The 21,063-nt window shown below is 43.3% G+C and carries 20 protein-coding genes; 4 read left to right on the top strand and 16 right to left on the bottom strand.

Annotation, left to right across the window (positions count from 1 at the left end):
* Position 1: 1 nt before the first annotated feature.
* From AC19MV_RS11350 to AC19MV_RS11335, 4 genes are all read right to left on the bottom strand, one after another.
* Entirely contained in the window at positions 2-454 is a 453-nt protein-coding gene (locus AC19MV_RS11350) for a (2Fe-2S)-binding protein (RefSeq protein ID WP_432401219.1), read from the bottom strand.
* Between the two features lie 450 nt (positions 455-904).
* Complete coding sequence (locus AC19MV_RS11345) at positions 905-1,522, bottom strand: nucleotidyltransferase family protein (RefSeq protein WP_498307642.1); 618 nt, start codon at positions 1,520-1,522, stop codon at positions 905-907.
* Positions 1,523-1,524: 2 nt separating this feature from the next.
* A complete protein-coding gene (locus tag AC19MV_RS11340; RefSeq protein WP_498307640.1) occupies positions 1,525-2,544 on the bottom strand; it encodes an XdhC family protein in 1,020 nt (339 codons plus the stop codon).
* A gap of 165 nt (positions 2,545-2,709) precedes the next feature.
* The gene (locus tag AC19MV_RS11335) at positions 2,710-3,354 is read right to left on the bottom strand and encodes an MBL fold metallo-hydrolase (protein ID WP_498307639.1); all 645 of its coding nucleotides are present in this window, start codon (positions 3,352-3,354) and stop codon (positions 2,710-2,712) included.
* A gap of 269 nt (positions 3,355-3,623) precedes the next feature.
* Here AC19MV_RS11335 and AC19MV_RS11330 point away from each other — a divergent pair, with 269 nt between their 5' ends.
* Positions 3,624-4,913, top strand: a complete 1,290-nt coding sequence (locus AC19MV_RS11330; protein ID WP_498307637.1) for an alpha/beta fold hydrolase — start codon at positions 3,624-3,626, stop codon at positions 4,911-4,913.
* 105 nt (positions 4,914-5,018) lie between these two features.
* On the opposite strand, the gene AC19MV_RS11325 is transcribed toward AC19MV_RS11330, so the two are convergent.
* The 5 genes from AC19MV_RS11325 to AC19MV_RS11305 form a co-directional block, all read right to left on the bottom strand.
* Positions 5,019-5,675 (bottom strand): nitroreductase family protein, encoded by a 657-nt coding sequence (locus AC19MV_RS11325; RefSeq protein ID WP_498307635.1) that lies wholly within the window; start codon positions 5,673-5,675, stop codon positions 5,019-5,021.
* Positions 5,676-5,789: 114 nt separating this feature from the next.
* Complete coding sequence (locus AC19MV_RS11320) at positions 5,790-6,335, bottom strand: thioredoxin family protein (RefSeq protein WP_498307633.1); 546 nt, start codon at positions 6,333-6,335, stop codon at positions 5,790-5,792.
* Between the two features lie 247 nt (positions 6,336-6,582).
* Positions 6,583-8,061 carry an ATP-binding cassette domain-containing protein gene (locus AC19MV_RS11315; protein WP_498307631.1) on the bottom strand — a complete coding sequence of 493 codons (1,479 nt, stop codon included), beginning with the start codon at positions 8,059-8,061 and terminating at the stop codon, positions 6,583-6,585.
* A gap of 234 nt (positions 8,062-8,295) precedes the next feature.
* Positions 8,296-8,586 carry a putative quinol monooxygenase gene (locus AC19MV_RS11310; RefSeq protein WP_498307629.1) on the bottom strand — a complete coding sequence of 97 codons (291 nt, stop codon included), beginning with the start codon at positions 8,584-8,586 and terminating at the stop codon, positions 8,296-8,298.
* Positions 8,587-8,644: 58 nt separating this feature from the next.
* The gene (locus AC19MV_RS11305) at positions 8,645-9,670 is read right to left on the bottom strand and encodes a zinc-binding alcohol dehydrogenase family protein (protein ID WP_498307627.1); all 1,026 of its coding nucleotides are present in this window, start codon (positions 9,668-9,670) and stop codon (positions 8,645-8,647) included.
* Positions 9,671-9,794: 124 nt separating this feature from the next.
* Here AC19MV_RS11305 and AC19MV_RS11300 point away from each other — a divergent pair, with 124 nt between their 5' ends.
* Positions 9,795-10,730: a LysR family transcriptional regulator gene (locus AC19MV_RS11300; protein WP_498307626.1), complete on the top strand. Its 936-nt coding sequence runs from the start codon at positions 9,795-9,797 to the stop codon at positions 10,728-10,730.
* Positions 10,731-10,794: 64 nt separating this feature from the next.
* On the opposite strand, the gene msrA is transcribed toward AC19MV_RS11300, so the two are convergent.
* Together msrA and AC19MV_RS11290 are read right to left on the bottom strand one after the other, a co-directional pair.
* The gene (msrA, locus tag AC19MV_RS11295; RefSeq protein WP_498307624.1) at positions 10,795-11,388 is read right to left on the bottom strand and encodes a peptide-methionine (S)-S-oxide reductase MsrA; all 594 of its coding nucleotides are present in this window, start codon (positions 11,386-11,388) and stop codon (positions 10,795-10,797) included.
* A gap of 125 nt (positions 11,389-11,513) precedes the next feature.
* A complete protein-coding gene (locus tag AC19MV_RS11290) occupies positions 11,514-13,472 on the bottom strand; it encodes a DNA topoisomerase III (RefSeq protein WP_498307622.1) in 1,959 nt (652 codons plus the stop codon).
* A 482-nt stretch (positions 13,473-13,954) separates the two neighbouring features.
* Between AC19MV_RS11290 and AC19MV_RS11285 the strand changes: the two genes are divergently transcribed.
* A complete protein-coding gene (locus AC19MV_RS11285; RefSeq protein ID WP_498307620.1) occupies positions 13,955-14,671 on the top strand; it encodes a tRNA (adenine(22)-N(1))-methyltransferase in 717 nt (238 codons plus the stop codon).
* A 684-nt stretch (positions 14,672-15,355) separates the two neighbouring features.
* The gene (locus AC19MV_RS11280) at positions 15,356-15,487 is read left to right on the top strand and encodes a hypothetical protein (RefSeq protein ID WP_498307618.1); all 132 of its coding nucleotides are present in this window, start codon (positions 15,356-15,358) and stop codon (positions 15,485-15,487) included.
* Between the two features lie 100 nt (positions 15,488-15,587).
* Here AC19MV_RS11280 and purF read toward each other — a convergent pair whose 3' ends face one another.
* The 5 genes from purF to truA all read right to left on the bottom strand — a co-directional run bounded on the left by purF (position 15,588) and on the right by truA (position 20,617).
* On the bottom strand, positions 15,588-17,102 hold the full coding sequence (purF, locus tag AC19MV_RS11275; RefSeq protein ID WP_498296215.1) for an amidophosphoribosyltransferase: 1,515 nt from the start codon (positions 17,100-17,102) through the stop codon (positions 15,588-15,590).
* Between the two features lie 39 nt (positions 17,103-17,141).
* Positions 17,142-17,630, bottom strand: a complete 489-nt coding sequence (locus AC19MV_RS11270; RefSeq protein ID WP_498307617.1) for a CvpA family protein — start codon at positions 17,628-17,630, stop codon at positions 17,142-17,144.
* 152 nt (positions 17,631-17,782) lie between these two features.
* Positions 17,783-18,427, bottom strand: a complete 645-nt coding sequence (gene dedD, locus AC19MV_RS11265) for a cell division protein DedD (protein ID WP_498307616.1) — start codon at positions 18,425-18,427, stop codon at positions 17,783-17,785.
* 93 nt (positions 18,428-18,520) lie between these two features.
* Positions 18,521-19,798: a bifunctional tetrahydrofolate synthase/dihydrofolate synthase gene (folC, locus tag AC19MV_RS11260; protein ID WP_498307615.1), complete on the bottom strand. Its 1,278-nt coding sequence runs from the start codon at positions 19,796-19,798 to the stop codon at positions 18,521-18,523.
* Between the two features lie 33 nt (positions 19,799-19,831).
* A complete protein-coding gene (gene truA, locus AC19MV_RS11255; protein ID WP_432401255.1) occupies positions 19,832-20,617 on the bottom strand; it encodes a tRNA pseudouridine(38-40) synthase TruA in 786 nt (261 codons plus the stop codon).
* Positions 20,618-21,063: the final 446 nt, after the last annotated feature.

Genomic DNA, 21,063 nt, shown 5'->3' with positions numbered 1-21,063 from the left:
ATTATGCCTCCGTCACTGATTTGATCGCCGCTTTGATGCGAGGATAAGTCCCACAACGACAAATATTGCCCGACATCGCATCATCAATTTGTGCGTCGGTAGGCTTAGCCGTGGTTTTTAACAGTGCAGCAGCAGACATTAATTGCCCTGCCTGACAGAAGCCACATTGAGGCACATTGTGCTGTAACCACGCATCCTTGAGTTTTTGAGCCTCTAGACCTTCAATGGTGGTAACTTGTTTGCCCTGTACTTGCTTAAGACTGGTTAAACAACCGCGCATGGGGCTGCCATCTACGTGGATAGTACACGCACCACATAAGCCCGCGCCGCAACCAAACTTGGTACCGGTAAAACCTAGGATGTCACGCAAAGCCCATAAAACGGGCATATTTGGGTCGGCATCAAGGGTAAAGTCTTTACCGTTGACCAGTAGTTTTTGTGTTGTGGTTGTCATAATCACTCCTTAATTAGTCAAAAGTCTTACTGATATATACCCAATCAGCCTGAAGATGCTCGATTTCAGCAAGAATTTACACGTGTTTAGGCAAGGCATTGATTGCAGGTAATGGTCGTTCCCTTTCCAAAATCAATAACGCAGCATAAACGCGTGTAAAACTTGCCCTTTGGGAGTTTCACCGTGTTCCCACTACGTTGTTGCGCTAATTTATAAGGTACCTACATTACTGCATTAACGCGCCTAGTATTGAAAACACGGTGAAGCTCTGAAACACGGATCTTCAAGTTGATTGGGTATAAACTTAAGAACAAAAATGCAGTTACTTGTATTTATTGAAATAGCTTGTATTTGTGGCAACCGCTTGCAGATATCGTCATAAACAGGTTTATTAACGTTACTTGAATTAGATTAAACTTAACTGAACTAGCTCAAGTTCAGTTAAACGAATTATTGTTGATGCAACCACAAGGCTAAATCGGCAGGTGTATCAATATCAAATTGGGCATTTTCCATGGGCAATATATTTAAACTATTCTTTTCGGCATGGCGTTTTAACACGCTCTTAGCGCCCTTATCGCCGTCAATCGACAGTAAGCCAGTAAAGTCGTCAGCAATAAAAATAGCCGGTACACCGACATCTTGATGATAAAAACTGCAGCTAGTGTGGCCATTGTGCTGATAAGCCTCAATCAAGCCCATATAATCATCCACCGTTAAGGCAACCTGGTCGGCTAACACCAACAATAATGCATCGGCTTTTGCCTCAATCGCATAGGCCACAGCTTGTTTAACCGAGCTTGATAAGCCTAACTGCCAATGTGGATTAATTATCCGCGGGGTATCGGCGGTAATCGCCATCACCTCATCACTAATATGCGCGCCCAATATCACCACGGGCGCAGCGATATTGGCCGTTGTACTGAGTTGATTAAGCGTGGCGATACTATGGGATAGCACGCTTTGATCGTCTTGAATTTTAGCGGTGATTTTACTGCCGTTAAAGCGACTGCTCGCACCTGCGGCTAAAATGACACTCACAATATGAGGCGATGACGAGATAGTCATCCTTACAGCATCACGCAATCAAGGCTGGTCAATTTGCTGTGATACAACACACCATGACACTGAGATAAAATACTTAAGGCGACTGAACCGGGTAATTCACCACCTAATGCTAAACCTGCTGGTGCAGAGAAATAACCACTAAAGTAATCAACACTTAGCTCAGCGATATCGAGCACTTTATCGCGCCGATGAACCGGTCCTAATAACGAAATATACGCCAATCCCAACGGTTGCAACGCTTTTAAGGTTTTGGCATCAATTTGCAGATTATGGCTCATCACAAAAGCCGCATCTAACCCCTTGAGTACATCTTGCGAAATACTTGGCGTTGGATGTTTAATAATTTGGCAACCAGGGAAGTCATAAGTACGGGCATAAGCGGTGCGCTCATCAAATACCGACACTTTCCAACCCATAGTTTGTGCCATTTGCGCTATGGGTTGAGCATCTAATCCACCACCAAAAATACCGATATGCACCGGCGGTCTAAGAGGGATATTCAATACAGTATTGTGCTGTTGCTGCACTTTTTGAGTTTTAGTGTTTAGGGTAATCGCGGTTGGCGAGCCACTTTGTTGTTCAACAAACAATCCCGACACCGCGTGGCTTGACGCACCATCCTCGGCAATATTGAGCTGATAAGTACCACTATCACCACGCATTAGCGCGTCATGAACTTTAACGAGCCCGAGGTAATTATTCGCTTTATTCAGCGACACCATCATAATATTGACAATGCCTCCACAACCTAGCTGATAACTGGTATCAGACTCGTCTGTGGCATCGTAGGTTAATTGCAGAACTTGTTGGGTTTGAATCGCACGTTGAGCATGGCGGCGAAGATCAGCCTCAAGGCAACCGCCACTGAGCATGCCCAGGCTTTTCCCCATGGGATGAAATAACATGATAGCGCCGGGCTTACGGTAAGAAGACCCTTGCACTTGAGTTAAAACCGCTAAAACCCAATCTTCTTGATATGTAGGTAACCAGGTATCGAGTAAATCAACAAGGTGTTGAACCATGAAAACTGTCCATCTTAATAAACGCAGCCTACTAAGCTAACAGACTGCCTTTACAATGCAAAGAATCATTAGTTTCAATTTATGTATAAATACACGTAAAGGTTAAAAAGTAAGTAATTTTAACAATGACTTAACCAAACTACTGGCATAATGTTAACGCAGTTTTCAATCAAATAACTGATCCGCGACAAACGGATTATGCTGGCGCTCATCAGCAAAGGTCGACATCGGCCCATGGCCAGGAATAAAGCTGACGTCTTGCCCTAAAGGCCACAATTTAGTGGTAATGGAATGCAGTAAGTCTTGATGATTAGACTGCGAAAAGTCGGTGCGGCCAATAGAGCCTCTAAATAACACATCACCAACCCAGGCTAACTTAGCTTGGGCATTATAAAACACAATATGCCCGGGAGTATGACCTGGGCAATGCAACACTCTGAGGGTCTGCTCGCCAATAGTCACCTCATCTCCTTCATTAAGGTATTGCGTTGGTTCAAATGCTTCAGCCCGCGCAAAGCCAAAGTTCTGACTTTGCTTAACGAGGTTATCTAACCAAAATTTATCGGCTTCATGCGGACCAATGATTGGTACTGATAATGTTGCCGCTAAACTCGCCGCACCGCCAACATGATCGATATGCCCATGAGTCAGTAAAATTTTCTCCACGCTCAAACCCAACTTAGTGATCTCAGCCATTATCCTTTCAATATCACCACCAGGATCAACCACCGCGGCCTTTAAGGTTTTTTCGCACCAAATAACACTACAGTTTTGCTGGAAAGGAGTAACGGGGATAATTTGATACTTCATCGACAACCTCACGCTTATGCTCATATGTTGATTATCCGTTAATTTTACCTAGGCAGTATTGATCTAGATAGCTTTTTAATGTGATACCCATCAAGCTTTGCATTGTTGATGTACAATCTATAAATGCGATAGCGCCCAATTTAATCACCCATGGGTTATTAACGAGCCGCTTGCTCAGTGCTAAGCACTTAATTAACTGAACCGAACTAACAATAATCGCGCAGTTCAAAGCGACTCGTAATGCTTCCCACAGACTTAGTAGGATATGTATGCACATTGATATGACTTTATCAGACATCAAAGCTCGTAAACATTTTTTCTCGGTGCCACTTGATTACCAACAAAGTCCCAGCAAGCAAATTACCGTATTTGCCCGAGAGTTAGTTAGCGTTGAAAACCAACACAAGCAACTGCCTTACTTAGTCTTTTTCCAGGGAGGCCCGGGCTTTGGCGCAGTAAGACCTCTGAGTAATAGTGGTTGGATTAAACGCGCACTAAAAGAATATCGGGTACTGCTACTAGACCAACGTGGCACAGGGTTATCGACTCCCGTTAATGCCACTAGTTTAAGTTACATGAGCGCCACCGATCAGGCCGACTATTTAAGCTTTTTCCGTGCCGACAACATTATTCGCGATGCTGAGTATATTCGCACTAAATTATCTCCAGGTGAGCCTTGGAGTATTTTAGGCCAAAGCTTTGGCGGCTTTTGTGTATTACATTATTTATCTGCCGCACCAGAAGGTTTAAAAGAAGCCTACATCACAGGGGGGATCCCCTCATTAACCCGTCCTGCAGATGAGGTTTACCAGGCCACTTATCAGCGTGTTATCGCCAAAAACAATGATTTTTTCACCCGTTTTAGCGATGCAAGAGTCTTAGTCGATACACTGGCTAAATACCTGTTCGACAATAAAGTCTACCTTGATACGGGTGAGTTATTAACCGTAGAAATGCTCCAGCTATTAGGCATTAACCTGGGCATGGAACAAGGGCCCGAATCTGTTTATTATTTACTGGAACAGGCCTTAATAGACACGCCTCATGGTGTTGATGTAAACCCGTTGTTTTTGCATCAATTTAGTCAATTTCTTGATTACAACACCAACCCCATTTTCGCATTAATGCATGAGTCAATTTACTGCCAGCAACAAGCATCCGCCTGGGCTGCGCATAGAGTGCGTGCGCAATACAACCAATTTAACTACAGCCCAGGTAAATCCTTATTCTTTACCGGCGAAATGGTGTACCCATGGATGTTTTCTCAATTTGAACAACTTGAACCACTGCAACAAGCGGCCAATTTAATCGCCGCGAAAAAAGATTGGCCAGCCTTATACAACCTGGAGCAACTTGCCGCCAATAAAGTGCCCGTTGCCGCGGCGATATACAGCGAAGATATGTTTGTCGAAATGCAGTACAGCTTAGAAACAGCCAAGCAAGTGGGCCATCTTAAATATTGGCTCACCTCAGAGTATGAACACAACGGTATTCGCATGGACGGCGAGCGAGTGTTAGACAAACTCATTAGCCTTAATCGTGGCCATTGTTTGCGTTAATATCTGATAAGAAATAAGAAAGAAGAAAGAATAAAAAAGGGGCATAAGACAAAATCTTATGCCCCTTTTTTAATGGGATCGAATCGCTCTACAACGATATAGCCATTACAATACTTGCAATACCAGCTCAGCAGCTAGGCGAGACTTAGGCAGTTTAGCGTTATAGTCTTCATCTGAGTGGTGATAGCCAAAGGCTAGCGCCACATCACAGACATAACCGTCTAATTCTTTTGCAAAAATTTGGCCTAACATTTCACTATCAACACCTTCCATCGGCGTAGAGTCAATGCCAAGACGTGCTAGCGTGTGCATGGTGTTACCCAGTGCTAAATAAGTTTGCGACTTAGTCCAGGCAGCGTTATTGCCCGCTGCGTCAGTGTTTAAATCAACAAACGCATATGCACCAAAAGCACCTTCTCGCTCTTCTGGCTTAGTACGGCCATCTGTAATACCCTGATCTACCACTTTGGCATAATCTTCACGAGTATACTTTGGGTTATAGGCAAACAATATTGTGTGCGAAGCGGCTTTAGCGTGTGGTTGGTTAAACTGAAATTTGTTTGCAAAAGAGTCATGCAGACGTTGCTTAGCTTCATCACTTTCAATCACGATAAACTTCCATGGTTGAGAGTTAATTGATGAAGGTGACAACACCATTGCATCATAAATAACAGCTAAGTCGGCTGCTGATACGCGCTTAGTCGCATCGTAGCGTTTTGCGGTATAACGTTTTTCTAAATCAGAAATAATAGCGTGAGTCATGTGATGCTCCATAAAGATAAAATAAGACGTTTTCAATAAATTAAATGATTAACAATAAATTCGGCTGATATGTATTTCACATATATTGTGCTTAACAGTGTGTTTTCAAGGGCATTAACGCCATTTAATTGAACAGCCCATACTGGCGGTTTGCTGTTTAGGCCCTTTGCCAATGGCAGCAATTAATTGCATGGCATTAACCAACTCTGGGACACGATTAGGATCATTTTGTAACCTGGCATCATCCAGGCGACCACGATATTGCAATTCGCCCTGGGCATTAAAGCCAAAAAAATCCGGAGTACACACCGCACCATATTGTTGACCTACATGCTGGTCTTCATCCACTAGGTACGGGAAAGTAAATCCATGCTGCGCGGCAAAACGAAGCATGTTTTCTGGCGAGTCAGAGTCAACTTGATGATAGTCATTTGACATCACAGCAAGGACATTAATACCCTCTGCCATCAACAGTTTGGTGTCCTCGGCTAAGCGAGTCGCAATAGCTTTAACATAAGGGCAATGATTACAAATAAACATAATCAACAAGCCTTTATCGCCTAAATGTTCACTCATGGTAAACGCGTCACCGAGAGGGGTTTTTAAGGTGAAGTTGGGTGCTTTCCAGCCAAAATCACAAATGGGCGTATCAAGTAACATAGCGATTAACCTTTAACTGTACTCGGAACTATCCGAATAACAAAAACAACCCCAATAAAACACATTATGCTGCGAGGCATACTGTAATGACATAATCATACGCTGATCTTTAATCTGCATATACAGGGTAAAAATTGAAACATTTTCAATTTTTTATTAATAATAGAATATGAGCCATACCGATTAACAGCTCAAAACAAAACAGCCAACCTCAGTTGACTGTTTTTTAAGTGACCATCACATCAGGTTATTTTAACGTCGGTCCGCTAACTACTGCCCGATAGCCTTGCAGTGCATCATCTAGCACAAATTCAATGTAGTGCTCAATACTATCAAGGCTATCTTGTTGATAATGTGACACATAAAGTAATTGGCTTAACTGTTCTTTGGCTATCAATTCAAGAGAGTTTTTAATCAGCCTACGGCCTAAATAATCTAAACCCTGGTAGGGCTCATCGAGGATCAACAAGGTTGGCTGCTTAACAATGGCCCTGGCAATTAACAATAAACGTTGCTGGCCATACTCTAATTGTTTAAATGCGGTTTTAGCTAAATGTCCCATATGTAACATAGCTAACCATTCTGTTGCGATAGCCACTTGCTGTTGCGTAGGCTTTTGGTACAAACCGATTGAGTCATAAAAGCCCGACACAATCACATCTAGCGCACTGCAATTAACCCGATATTGCATATGCAATGCTGACGACACCATGCCAATATGTTGTTTGATTTCCCAAATGCTCTCGCCCGAGCCTCTCTTTTTACCAAAAATATCGATATCGTTGCTGTAACACTGAGGATGATCACCAAAAATAAGCCCTAACAAGGTACTTTTACCACAGCCATTAGGGCCTTTTACTTGCCAGTGTACGCCATTATCGATACGCCAATTCACCCCAGAGAAAATCACTTTATCGCTGTATGCCACTCGGCCATTGTGCAGTTCAAATACCGGGTCGGCAAACTTGGCACTGTGACGATGACGTCGAATAAGTGCTAATAATTCTTCACTTTGCTGCCCAGACTGTGCGGTTAACTGGTTAATAACGGGGTGGTTATCCCACTCAGGCTTGCTCATCACACTGTCTAACTTACCGTGACTAAACAAGGCAACATGCTCAATCCACTGAGGCAAATCTTCTTCCCGAGACACCACTATTAAGATTTGCATGCTGTGCGACAACTGTCGTAAATATTCAGTTAAGGTGTGTCGGTGATTAACATCGAGCCCAGCATAAGGTTCGTCTAGCACTAAAAAAGGCACTTGGATGGCAACGGCGCGAGCCAGCATGACTCTGCGCCCTTCACCTGTCGATAATTGAGTAAAACTGCTTTGGCTTAAATGGGTTAAATCAAGCTCTTGTAACAACTTGTGCGTCATGGCGTTATCATGGCACTGGCCATAAATCACTCCAAACACCGTGGTTTTAGGGTCTGTGTAGCCGAGAGACTCACTGTCATCTTGCTCAAGAATATCTTCAAGCAGCGCTTGTTGTGCCAGCAAAGACACCACAGCGACCTGCGACGGGTCTACACCGGTAATATTGCCTGAATAATCGAGTGGTTGATGGTGAGGCGTGTGGGTTAATAGTTGGCCTAATATTGCCCCAACATCGCCTTCGGTGCTAAATGCACCCCACGATTGTTGTGATGCAATTAGCCATTCATCAATCGCCAGAGTGACACTCGATGAACGGCATTGCAGTTGTGTAAATCTAATGTCCATCTTAATACCATTCCGCGTTAGTAAGTGATCTCTCAGCGAGAATTTAAAAGGGCTTAAACAAGGCGAATGACTGAATGAATAGTTATTCTCTTTCGAAGTCATGCAACGCAGTGTAAAACTAGCTACCTGCACTTTACATCACTTGAGTGTCTCACAAGTTGCTGAAAAAAATCGACAAAAAAAGCAGAACATTTTACGTTCTGCTAAGAGAGGCTAAAGGACAAACATAAAAAACTAACTGATAACACTCATTTCGTTAAGCATAGACTCAACAATACAATCTTTAGTGGCTGCCACAAAATTAGCGATATGCTGATTGCCCATGTGAACTTGCCATAATTCACGGCTCTGCCAGTTTTCATAAAACATAAAATGCGCTGGGTTTGCATTATCTTGATGTAAATCGTAGTTAATACAGCCTTCTTCAGCACGAGTCACATCAACCAATTTCAATAATTCGGCTTTCACTAACTCGATTTTATCTGCTCTGGCGGTAATATTGGCAACGACAGTTAACTGAGACATGTTGAATCCTGTTTTAAATAAATAATATAAAATAAACAATCAAATCTAACGCAAACAATTAAAACCCTTCAAGTACAATCTTACCGATTGATTTGCCTGTTTCTAACGCTTGGTGCGCTGCGCGTAAGTTAGCGGCGTTAATTTCGCCCATGTGTTGGCCTAATGTGGTTTGAATATAACCTTGATCAACAAGATCAGCCACACGGTTTAGTAAACGACTTTGCTCTTGCATGTCTGCCGCCTTAAACATTGAACGAGCAAACATAAACTCCCAGTGCAATGACAAACTCTTAAGCTTAAGTTTAGTGACATCCAGCGCTTGAGGATCATCAATCATGGCGATTTTACCAAAGGGTGCAAGCACTTCAGTGTAACTTTCAAAATAAGTGTCTGTGCTGTTTAAGCTTGCTACGTGAGTAACTGGCCCAATATTTAACGCTTCGATTTGCGCCGTCAGTGGCTTGGTGTGGTCAACAACATAATCGGCACCTAACTTTTTAACCCAATCGCTTGAGCTTTGGCGTGATGCGGTTGCAATAACAGTTGCTCCGGTAATGGCTTTCGCAATTTGGACAAAAATAGAACCCACACCACCCGCGGCGCCAACCACTAAAATTACTTCGTTAGATTTATCAGTTAAGCCAGGGCTTTGCTGTTTAATGGTTAAGTGCTCAAACAATAACTCCCATGCAGTGATAGCTGTTAAAGGTAACGCTGCTGCTTCAGCATTTGATAAGCTCTTAGGCTTCATACCCACTAAGCGCTCATCAACTAATTGATATTCAGCATTGCTGCCAGGTCGGGTAATGTCGCCCGCATAATACACCACATCACCGGGTTTAAATTGACTTGTCTTGTCACCTGTAGCAATCACTTCGCCAACCGCGTCCCAACCAATCACTTTAACTTCACCATCCGCTGGAGGCATGTTTAAGCGCACTTTATAATCGGCAGGATTGACTGCTATGGCGCTCACTTTAACCAATAAGTCATAACCTGTAGCAATAGGTTGCGCTAACGTGACATCGATTAATGATTCAGGGTTTGTGATAGGTAAAGACTGCTTATATCCAATGGCTTTCATAATGTGGTTCCTGTTGTACAAATCGGTAAATGATGTTCAAACTGAATGGAACTATATTAGCGCTTGTTTTATCTCACATAAACAGCATAATAATTGAAACATTATCAATTAAAAATGGTCAATCATGCTTTTAGAAGACTTACAAGTGGTGATAAAAGTGGCTGAGTTTCGCAGTATTACCGCTGCTGCAACCAATTTAGACATGCGAACAGCCACTGCCAGTGCGGCTTTAAAGCGAGTTGAAGCCCATTTAGGCGCGGAGTTGTTTATTCGCACCACGCGTCAGTTACGCTTATCGAGTGCTGGTGAAAAGTACATTCCGCAATGCGAACAAGCCATGTTGATGCTTGATCAAGCCAAACAGAATATGAAAGGTGAGCTAGACATTGTTGACGGCGACTTACGGTTATCGGTGTCATCCGATTTGGGCCGTAATGTGGTTATCCCCTGGATTGACGACTTTATGGACACTCACTCAAAAGTGAGCTTACGTGTCAGCATTAGTGATACTAACGTTGATTTTTATCGCGATTCTGTCGACTTAGCGCTTCGTTACGGTTCACCTAATGATGCAAATTTATATGGGTTTAAAATTTGCAATGTGCCAAGGTTAATCTGCGCTTCACAAACGTATTTAGACCAATATGGCACACCTAAACACCCGCAAGATTTAGCCGAACATAATGCACTACTGTATCAACTACAAAACTTAACCCACGACATATGGGAATTTAACCAGGGCGAAGACAGTATTAAAGTGAAAGTATCGGGCAATCGAGTCGCCAATGATGCTGACTTAGTCAGGCGTTGGTGTGTCAGCGGCAAAGGCATCGCCGCAAAATCATGCTTAGATTTAGCACATGATTTACTGGCCAATAACCTTGTTAGCATCATGTCAGACTACCAGGTCAAATCCACTGAATTGTGGTTAATATTTCCAAGCAGACAGTCCATCACCCCTGCCACTCGATTATTACGCGACATGCTCAAGCAGCAAACCCGCGCGGTGTTACAAAAATTAATCGCTAAAGGCATTTTAGATAAAAGCGTGTTGGATTAATCTTTATACCCAATCAGCATGGTCTGTGGCTATAAAGGTCAACAGTCACAGACCATCAAAAAACCTAATGTGTCGCTTTATCACCCCAAATCTCTGCTAACCTTTTGTCTCTGCCGCAGTTCCAGCGGTAAGCATTATATCTAATAGGGTTGTTTTTATAGTAATCCTGATGGTAACTCTCATCGCCTTTTATCGGATAAAATATCGACGCATTTAAAATAGGCGTGACCACTTTATTATTAGGAAACTGCTTTTCGACTTTGCTTTTAGACTGCTGTGCAATCGCTCTTTCAGTGTCGTTTGCCACAAAAATGGCACTTAAATAGCTCGAGCCTTTATCGCAAAATTGTCCTTGTGCATCAAAAGGGTCAATGTTAACCCAGTAATGTGCTAACAATTGTTCGTAGCTGACTTTGTTAGGGTCATAAGTGATCTCAACTGCTTCATAATGACCTCGGTGGTTACCGTTATAGATAGGGTCTTTAATGTTTCCGCCGGTAAATCCTGAAATCACATCAGTAACACCATCAAGTTTTTCAAAATCAGACTCCATACACCAGAAACATCCACCAGCCAAAATGGCTTTATCTGCGGTGGCATTAGACGCATAAGACAATAAACTTGTGGCCAAGATGGTTAACAATAATGTGCTTTTCATACACCCTCCTTTAATTTGTATCTATATCTATATTTGTATACTTACAGTATGTAATTAATGAAATAAAAGTTCACTCTGGCATTGACACTGTGCAATCCTTTTATCATACCAATTAACACCCTAAATTATTTCGCTTTTGCTTTGGTCTTCTTTTTATACGGTTTTTTAAAACTCCGTTTTGGTGCCGCACTCGCGACACCTTGTAATGCCGAAGGTAACTGGCTCGATGCCTGGGTTATTAAACCATCTAACTGACTGAGTAATGGCTGCATAAAGGCATCGTACTTTAAGCGTTTTTGGCTGATAGCATCGAGGCTGTTTTCCCATAATGCGGTCATGTCGGGTGTGGTGGCCGAGTCTGGCAAACTACGTATTAAGCCAACGCCCACTGGCGTCGCTTTAATGGCTTTGCCCTGACGAACTAAATACCCGCGCTTAAACAGTAATTCAATTATGCCTGCACGGGTGGCCTCTGTGCCTAAACCATCGGTTTCTTTAAGGATTTTTTTAATGTTGCTATCTGTGACATAACGGCTAATGCCCGTCATGGCGCCTAATAAGGTGGCATCGGTAAAATGCTTTGGCGCTTGAGTCATTTTTTCTAATAATTCACCACGCTCACATTGGAGTATTTGGCCTTTTACCAGCGGCGGTAGCGACTGTACATTATCGTCGTCATCGTCATTGTTGTTTGAATGACTACTGCTTTGGTTTGCAGTTGTTCGCTTGAACAATTGTTTCCAACCTAACGTTTTATCTTGGCGCGCTTTGGTAGTAAATAAGCCGCCAGCAATGGTCACTTCAACGGCGGTTTCTGCATACACATAAGCGGGATAAAATTGTGCGAGATATTGGCGAGCCACGTGCTGATACAACTTAGCTTCGTTACTTGATAATGCTGATAAGTTAGCGACTTTTTCGGTAGGCACGATTGCATGGTGAGCATCGACTTTAGATTCATCCCAGGCTTTAGATTTAAGCTTAGCATTTGGCACATCGCAGCCTTCAACTAACCCAGAAGCCCCTTTAAGCACGGCATCTAATACTTTGGGGGCTAATGCAAGTTGATCTTTGGGCAAATAACGGCTGTCTGAACGTGGGTAAGTAATGAGCTTATGGCGCTCATACAAACTTTGACAAGTGTCTAGCACTTCTTTAGCTGACAAGCCGAAACGTTTAGCTGCATCGATTTGCAGTGCAGATAAACTGTAAGGCAATGGCGGATTTTGACGCTTGTCTTTGGCTTCTAATTTAGTCACTTCAGCCGGTTTGCCATTAATACGAGCAACCACATTTTCGGCTAACCCTTTGGCTAATACCCTACCATCTTCGTCCATATAAGGTTGGCATGCATCGCTCGGTTGCCATTTGGCCGTAAAAGCGTGTTGTTGGTCGGTCAATAAGTGGGCTAACACTTCATAAAATGCTTTAGGAATAAAATCAGCAATTTCATCATCACGGCGCACCACTAAGCCGAGTAAAGGCGTTTGAACTCGGCCAACCGACAACACACCTTGATAGCCGACTTTGCGCCCTTGAATAGTATACGCGCGCGTCATGTTCATGCCGTATAACCAATCGGCGCGGCTGCGTGCTAATGCCGAGGTTGATAACGGCACAAATTCACGGTTACTGCGTAACTGCCCTAGCGCGCGTTTTACGGCTTGCGGGTTTAAATCGCTAATCAATAATCGCTGAACTTGATTGAGTTTGTCGCCTTTTACGCCTAGATATGAAATCACTTCATCGACTAAAAGTTGCCCTTCTCTGTCTGGATCGCCCGCATTTATGATTGATGATGCTTGCTTGACTAGTTTACGCAGCACGGTCAATTGGCTACGGGTTTTAGGCTTTGGCTGTAGCTTCCAGGTTTGTGGCACTATGGGTAAATGTTCAAGTTTCCATGACTTGAACGCATCATCATAGGCATCTGGCTCAGCTTGTTCGAGCAAATGGCCAATACACCAGGACACACAATCCCCGTTGGCAGCAGTAATAAAACCATCACCTTTTTTATGAGGTTTTGGCAATACATCGGCAATAGCTCGGCCCAGACTGGGTTTTTCAGCAATATATAAAATCATAATCCATTATCAGGTCGCAAAGATTCAGTAAGCACAACCATAAATCGCGCCAGTTAACTGTATAAAATTACAGTATAGATTACCTGTAAATTTAACGTGCTGCAAATTGCATAGTATTGAGCGTAAAAATCATTACAATGCGGGTTTTATTTGCCTAAACGAATAATACCAATTCCACTAATTATCTGGTCATTCAGCGGGAATTCTGTGCCTTCTAGGCAAGTAATAGGATTGAAGACATAGTTGCTCTCGGCAACTGCTCCTGCGTTGCTCTACCTTCTGCATCCATGCAGTCGTACGACAAAATGTTATTAAGCAGCATAGAAGGCACAGAAACCCGCCTTGCAGGAGACACTCAGACCGTTCATTTCTTTGTTGCATTGTCTTAGAAGGGAATAACCATTATTTCAACAATGCGCCTCAAACTGAACAATCTGAGTGACTCTGATTGGTCACATAATTAATGGAATTGGTATAATATAATGAAACTTGGCCAGCGCTTAACTCAGCTCAATGACATGATCCCAGCAGGCTATGCGCACATTTGGGATTGTTGCTGTGACCATGGTTTATTGGGTGCGGCGTTATTATCAAGACAGGCGGCACCGACGATTCATTTTGTCGATATTGTGCCAAGTTTAATGCAACAATTAGAAGACAAGTTGCAGCGCTTTTATCCGCGCCAATTCATTCCTCAATGGCATGTACATTGTATCGATGTCGCACAGATCCCTTTATCAGATTATTCAGAAACGCCACTGCCAGAAACGCCACTGGTTGTTATCGCAGGCGTGGGTGGAGATTTGATGATCGAGCTTGTTAATTCAATTTGCCGAAATAACCTTGAACTGCAAATTGATTTTATGCTCTGCCCAGTGCACCACCAGTACGAATTACGCCAGCAGCTTATCAAGCTTGAATGCCACTTAATTGATGAGAAATTGCTTGAAGAAAATCGCCGCTTTTATGAAATATTGTACGTATCTCGCAACAAAATAGACTCGGCAATAGCAACGCCCCTGGCAACCTCGCCAATAAACCCGGTGGGCGGGAAAATGTGGCAATGCAGCTCCGAAGCGCAACGCGATATTGCTCAGCGTTATTTAAATAAAGTGCTGACACATTATCAAAAGATAAGTCTGTCTAATCCGCAAAAAGCAGCACAAGCGCTACATGATTATCAAACGATTTGTTTGTAAATATTCGAGTTGATGTAGCTTAAAAGTCTAAAACTAACACAAGTGTCCTGATCAACTTTGTTACTGGGGCGACATAAAGAAAAGCAACACCTGGATCCCGGCTCAACAGCACTGCCGGGACGACGTAAAGAAACTAGCATCTTGGTCGCGGCTAAACATCATTGCAAGAATGACGTATTTTTATGCCGTCATCCCTGAGATCTGTTATCAGGGATCCAGTGTTGCTATTGATTTCACTTAACAGCCAAAAAGCAACACCTGGATCCCGGCTCAACAGCATTACCGGGACGACGTAGAAAAGCAACATCTTGGCCGCGGCTCAACATCATTGCAGGAATGACGTATTTTTATGCCGTCATCCCTGAGATCTGTTATCAGGGATCCAGGTGTTGCTATTGATTTCACTTAACAGCCAAAAAGCAACACCTGGATCCCGGCTCAACAGCATTGCCGGGACGACGTAAAGAAACTAGCATCTTGGCTGCGGCTCATCATTGCAGGAACGACGTATTTTTATGCCGTCATCCCTGAGATCTTTTATCAGGGCTCCAGGTGTTGCTATTGATTTCACTTAACAGTCAAAAACCAACACCTGGATCCCGGCTCAACAGCATTGCCGGGACGACGTAAAGAAACTAGCATCTTGGTCGCGGCTCAACAGCACTGCCGTGACGACGTATTTTTATGCCGTCATCCCTGAGATCTTTTATCAGGGATCCAGGTGTTGCTATTGATTTAGGTTTTGGTTTTGGTTTTGGTTTTGGTTTTGGTTTTGGTTTTGGTTTTGGTTTTGGTTTTAGCATTTTAGGTTTCTAGCTTTCTAGCTTTCTAGCTTTCTAGCACTTAAAATTTTTAACACCCATAAAAAAACCAGCATTTTCATGCTGGTTTGTTCGCTCACAAAATCTGGGTTAACTTATGGATGACACTCGTTGTGCATTTCTAAGTTAGTGCCGATATCTTTGCTGCGGTTGGCTTTGGCGTCGTCATTACGTAACTGAGTCAAGTGGTCTAAATATTCTTGATTCACGTCGTTGGTAATATAGTGACCGTCAAATACTGACGTTTCGAAACGCTTAATTTCAGGATTCTCCATTCTTACCGCTTCAATTAAGTCGCTTAAGTCTTGGAAAATAATGCCGTCGGCACCAATGATTTTAGCAATTTCATCTGCGTCACGACCATGAGCAATAAGCTCATTAGAAGTCGGCATGTCGATACCGTACACGTTCGGGAAACGAATTTCAGGTGCCGCTGATGCAAAGTATACTTTCTTCGCGCCTGCTTCACGTGCCATTTCGATAATCTGTTCTGACGTGGTACCACGCACAATAGAATCATCGACTAATAACACGTTTTTACCTTTAAATTCGGTATTAATCGCGTTGAGCTTACGACGTACAGACTTTTTACGCTCTTGCTGACCCGGCATAATAAACGTACGGCCAATATAGCGGTTTTTAACAAAACCTTGACGGTACGGCAAGTCCATACAACGTGCGATTTCTAATGCGATATCGCACGAGGTTTCTGGAATAGGAATAACCACATCAATATCATGATCTTCCCATTCTTTCTTAATCTTTTCACCTAACTTAGCACCCATGTTTACGCGGCTAGCATAAACTGACACTTTGTCGATGCTTGAATCTGGACGGGCAAAGTACACAAATTCAAAAATACACGGTGCATAACTTGGGTCGACAGCACATTGGCGAGTAAATAACTGACCATCAAGTGAAATGTAAATCGCTTCACCAGGTGCAACATCGCGCATCACTTCAAAGCCAACGGCGTCTAAAGCAACACTTTCAGACGCGACCATGTACTCAGTACCCGTCGCCGTTTCGTGTTTACCCAACACTAAAGGACGAATACCAAATGGGTCACGAAACGCAACTAGGCCCTGGCCAATAATCATTGCGACTACCGCATAAGCACCACGGGTTTGGGCGTGGACTTTGGCTACGGCATCAAACACTTCGTCAGCACTTAATGACAAGCTACGCGTCTCTTGTAGTTCGTCTGCTAATAAGTTGAGTAAGATTTCTGAGTCAGATGTGGTGTTCACATGACGGCGTTTTGTAACTAGGCTTTCAGCTAACTCAATCGTGTTGGTTAAGTTACCGTTATGCGCTAACGAGATACCAAACGGCGAGTTAACATAAAACGGCTGAGCTTCAGAAGCACTAGAGCTACCCGCGGTAGGATAACGCACATGACCAATGCCAGCATTGCCTTGTAAACGTTGCATGTGTTTAGGTTCAAACACATCTTTAACCAAGCCATTCGCTTTACGTAAACGAAACGCATTGATGTCTACAGTCACAATACCTGCAGCATCTTGTCCACGATGTTGAAGCACAGTCAGCGCATCATAAATGGTTTGGTTAACTGTTGATTTTCCTACTATTCCGACGATACCACACATGGGTAAGGTTCCTCACTGTAAGGTGTTCTATGTTTATAATTATATTTTGGGTACAAAGCTTGAGGTGTTTTCGAGATAGTCAAAAAACCACTGAATAACCACGCCAAATTCGGGTACAAGTACTGAGTCTTTCCACCAAACGGTGTCTGGAAATGCAGTAAATGCATCCATAAAGAACAGTAATGCACTAACTATCAAGGCGCCACGTATGGCACCAAAGCACAAACCTAATATTCGGTCTGTGCCTGACAAGCCAGTTTTAGACACCAACTGACCTAATAAATAATTGACTAATGCCCCTAGGATCAGGGTAACGACAAACAGAATGGCAATCGCGACACCGTTTCTAACTAACTCGTCCTGCATTTGAGTTAAATGCGCGGCAAGATCGAGATAAAACTGGCTAGCGATAAAGAAAGCGGCAAACCAAACCACAAGTGACATGGCTTCTTTTGCGAATCCGCGGATCAAACTAATAATAGTTGATAACCCGATAATGATAATAATTGCGTAATCAATCCAAACCATGAAAATGGGGATCCGGTATAGGGTTCAAGACGGCGCGATTCTAACAGAGACTGAGATGTTTCTCACCCCTGATTGTTCAAATTATTCATGCGTGATTGCGAACAATCAATTTGCTAATTTCAACCACACAACTCTACTGCCGTCTGAACGAGTTATTGTTCTTGAGGATTGTAGGCAATGATCTTGCCCTTTAACCCAGTTAATTTGAAAATGGGGTCTTGGCGTGCTTTAAGCTTCGACTCAGAAACTTCAGGGCCAACAAACACTCGGGTTAACCTGCCATCGACAGGTTTGGCTGGCAATGTGTAGGCCGTGAACCCCGCTTTACGCAACTGAGCAATCAATGCACTGACATTGGCAGCGTTGTTAAATCCACCGAGCTGTAGAGTAAAGCCGGCTGTAATGGCGGTTTTTACCGGCGCTTTAGCTTGAGCAACCACTTTAACGGGCTCAGTTTTAGGTTGAGTTTTAGCCGGCACTGCTTGAACAGGTTTACTTTCAACCTTTTTAGCGACCGCTACAGGCTCTTCAGTACCGAGCTCAACCACATCACTGCCCAAGTCTTGCGGCTCAGCTATGGTTAGCACCTGAAACTCTTCAACCGTGTCTTCGGCCAGTTTAGTTGCTTGAGTGTTATTTGAATTATTGTGACTTTTGGCTAATGGCCGTAATGGAATTTCAGTAAATTCCTCAACCACTTGAGTTTTTTTACCATCCAATAAGTCGGGTAAAAAAATCACCCCTAACGCGACAAGCACAATGGTGCCCACCAAACGATTTTGAAATTGACGATTCAAAGCGAATTCCCTTTTAAAATAATGCTCTATCGAACTTAAACTCACTAGTCAGTAGTCACTAATCAGTAACTGACAATAATGAGCTAAAAAGACTTACACAGCCTTAAAACCTGCAACAGTATAAAAAGAACCAAACACAATAACCACATCGTCTTTGGATATTGACTGATGTATTCCCTGCCAAGCGCTAGCGATATCGTTATATTGTACGGCAGTTGCACGGCTATCATCATCTGGTAATGCTTGATATAGCTGCTCAGCTGACGCACCACGAGGGTTGTCTAACCCAACTAAGTGCCACTGGTTAATCTGTGGTGCTAATTGTGCCAGTACAGCCTTGATGTCTTTGTCTTTTAACATGCCACACAATGCCACAATACGTCGGCCTTGATAAGCCTGTAATTGCTTTGCTAAATACCGAGCTGCGTGGGGATTATGGGCAACGTCAAGCAACACCAAAGGTTGCTGACTCACTTGCTCTAAGCGCCCAGCAAGTTGCGCATTGACCAAACCATCACTAATTTGTTGCTGAGTAATAGTGGGCCAAACCTGGCTCACTAAAGCAACAACACTAGCAGCATTCGGTAACGGTAAACGCGGTACCGGTAAGTTGTCATAATGATGTTGTTTCGACTTAAAATGCCATGTTGCCGCATCCGTTGGAGAAACATGATAATCAAATTCAAAACCCACCCGATACAGTTCCGTTTGCATGTATTCAGCGTAATCTTTAACTGATTGAGGTAACTCAGGCTCACCCACTACCGCAATGCAATGCGGCCTAAAAACCCCGGCTTTTTCACGGCCGACTAATTCACGGGTGTCGCCAAGATACTCTTGATGATCAAGGTCAATTGAGGTCAGTATTACAGCATTTGAATCAATAATATTGGTTGCGTCTAAACGACCACCTAATCCAACCTCAAGAATGGCCACATCCACGTTGGCAGCCTTAAATAAATATAAGCCCGCTAAGGTCGCGTATTCAAAAAAAGTCAGTGAAATCTCTGCTCTAGCGGCTTCAATGGCACAAAATGCCTCAATAAGAGATGCATCACTGGCGTCTTGCTGATTAATCCGCACTCGCTCGTTGTAACGCAATAAATGTGGCGAGCTATACACGCCTACAGTTAAGCCCGATTGGCGCAAAATAGACTCAAGCATAGCGCAACTGGTGCCCTTGCCGTTTGTGCCCGCCACAGTAATCACTTTTGTTGGCGCTAATGCTAATAATGCTAAACGCTTAGCCACTTGTTCAACACGAGTCAGCCCCATGTCAATTTCACTTGGGTGGATAGCCAATAAATAGTCTAGCCATTGGTCTAAACTCGATTGCAGGTTAGGAACATGCATTTCATTAATAGCCGACATATAACATCTCACTTTGTTTGACTGACGCTTAACTTAATCCAACATAAACAATGGCCCAAGAGCCAGTTTAGGGATTTGATATTGCTCTGGATATGTCACATCAACTAAATACAAACCATTGGGCTTTGCGGTTGCCGCTGCTTGATTACGATCTTTTAATGCCAATAATTCACTTATCCAGTTGATAGGTTGATTACCTAAACCAATCTCGAGTAACGACCCAACAATATTGCGTACCATATGATGTAAAAATGCATTGGCTTGAATATCAACCATCACATACATGCCTTGGCGCGTGACATTGACTTTGTGAACGTTACGAAACGGAGTATTTGACTGGCATTGCACCGCACGAAAACTGGTAAAGTCGTGCTCACCCAAGAGTAATTGTGCTGCTTGATGCATTAATGTTTCATCAATATCGCCGTGATAATGACTCACACCTGAGCGTAAAATACCCGGGCGCAGTTGGTGATTGTAAATCACATAACGATAACGGCGTGCGGTTGCACTAAAACGTGCATGAAAACTGTCGTCGACTTCTTTTGCCCAGCGCACGGCAATGCTGTCGGGTAAATTGGCGTTAATACCCAATGTCCAGGCCGTTAATGGCCGGTCTGCTGTAGTGTCAAAATGCACTACCTGGCCTGTGCCATGCACACCCGAATCGGTTCGGCCTGCACAAAAAACCTCTATGGGTTCATTTGCCACATAAGTTAACGCTTTTTCAAGCTGAGCTTGCACTGAATCGACATCCGCCTGGCGTTGCCAACCGAAAAAACCACTTCCATCATATTCAATACCTAACGCAACCCGCATAACAATTTCCTCTACTCATTAATGGCGCGAAGTTTATACCAATTTGCACCATTATGAAATTGGATATAGGCACTCTTGCCGACTCTAATGAATAGATAAGTAAATGGCATGATAGCGCCCTACTTTCAAACTTACCCCCAATCAACCTGAATATTCTCGATTTCAACAAAAATTGATACGCATTTACGCAAGAGATGACGTGTGGGTGGAGTAATCTTGATACTCAAAAGAAACACCTGGATCCCTGATACAAGCACTCAGGGATGACGAATAAAAAGATGACGGCTAAAGGCCAAAAGTAACACCACCTACTCCGTCATATATGGACCCACCCGTTTTGCAAGTGATCTCGAAGCGTTAATAAACAAATTCATTGCCTTCATATATCCGGCTTGTAAATCGGGTGTTTTATATACCCGCAGCCCTAATGCAATTAGCTAACTACT

The sequence above is a fragment of the Shewanella sp. MF05913 genome (assembly GCF_059758095.1).
The sequence above is the reverse complement of the archived record's forward strand: the minus strand, read 5'-3'. Positions and strand labels throughout refer to the sequence as shown.

Excerpts from the sequence above, each read along its gene's own strand:
- AC19MV_RS11270 (WP_498307617.1), bottom strand. The coding sequence starts at position 17,630 with ATGGTTTGGATTGATTACGCAATTATTATCATTATCGGGTTATCAACT.
- AC19MV_RS11320 (WP_498307633.1), bottom strand. The coding sequence starts at position 6,335 with ATGTTACTTGATACGCCCATTTGTGATTTTGGCTGGAAAGCACCCAAC.
- purF (WP_498296215.1), bottom strand. The coding sequence starts at position 17,102 with ATGTGTGGTATCGTCGGAATAGTAGGAAAATCAACAGTTAACCAAACC.
- AC19MV_RS11325 (WP_498307635.1), bottom strand. The coding sequence starts at position 5,675 with ATGACTCACGCTATTATTTCTGATTTAGAAAAACGTTATACCGCAAAA.
- msrA (WP_498307624.1), bottom strand. The coding sequence starts at position 11,388 with ATGAAAAGCACATTATTGTTAACCATCTTGGCCACAAGTTTATTGTCT.
- AC19MV_RS11350 (WP_432401219.1), bottom strand. The coding sequence starts at position 454 with ATGACAACCACAACACAAAAACTACTGGTCAACGGTAAAGACTTTACC.
- folC (WP_498307615.1), bottom strand. The coding sequence starts at position 19,798 with ATGTCGGCTATTAATGAAATGCATGTTCCTAACCTGCAATCGAGTTTA.
- AC19MV_RS11345 (WP_498307642.1), bottom strand. The coding sequence starts at position 1,522 with ATGACTATCTCGTCATCGCCTCATATTGTGAGTGTCATTTTAGCCGCA.
- AC19MV_RS11285 (WP_498307620.1), top strand. The coding sequence starts at position 13,955 with ATGAAACTTGGCCAGCGCTTAACTCAGCTCAATGACATGATCCCAGCA.
- AC19MV_RS11315 (WP_498307631.1), bottom strand. The coding sequence starts at position 8,061 with ATGGACATTAGATTTACACAACTGCAATGCCGTTCATCGAGTGTCACT.
- AC19MV_RS11340 (WP_498307640.1), bottom strand. The coding sequence starts at position 2,544 with ATGGTTCAACACCTTGTTGATTTACTCGATACCTGGTTACCTACATAT.
- AC19MV_RS11280 (WP_498307618.1), top strand. The coding sequence starts at position 15,356 with ATGCCGTCATCCCTGAGATCTTTTATCAGGGATCCAGGTGTTGCTATT.
- AC19MV_RS11335 (WP_498307639.1), bottom strand. The coding sequence starts at position 3,354 with ATGAAGTATCAAATTATCCCCGTTACTCCTTTCCAGCAAAACTGTAGT.
- AC19MV_RS11290 (WP_498307622.1), bottom strand. The coding sequence starts at position 13,472 with ATGATTTTATATATTGCTGAAAAACCCAGTCTGGGCCGAGCTATTGCC.
- AC19MV_RS11305 (WP_498307627.1), bottom strand. The coding sequence starts at position 9,670 with ATGAAAGCCATTGGATATAAGCAGTCTTTACCTATCACAAACCCTGAA.
- truA (WP_432401255.1), bottom strand. The coding sequence starts at position 20,617 with ATGCGGGTTGCGTTAGGTATTGAATATGATGGAAGTGGTTTTTTCGGT.
- AC19MV_RS11300 (WP_498307626.1), top strand. The coding sequence starts at position 9,795 with ATGCTTTTAGAAGACTTACAAGTGGTGATAAAAGTGGCTGAGTTTCGC.
- AC19MV_RS11330 (WP_498307637.1), top strand. The coding sequence starts at position 3,624 with ATGCACATTGATATGACTTTATCAGACATCAAAGCTCGTAAACATTTT.
- AC19MV_RS11310 (WP_498307629.1), bottom strand. The coding sequence starts at position 8,586 with ATGTCTCAGTTAACTGTCGTTGCCAATATTACCGCCAGAGCAGATAAA.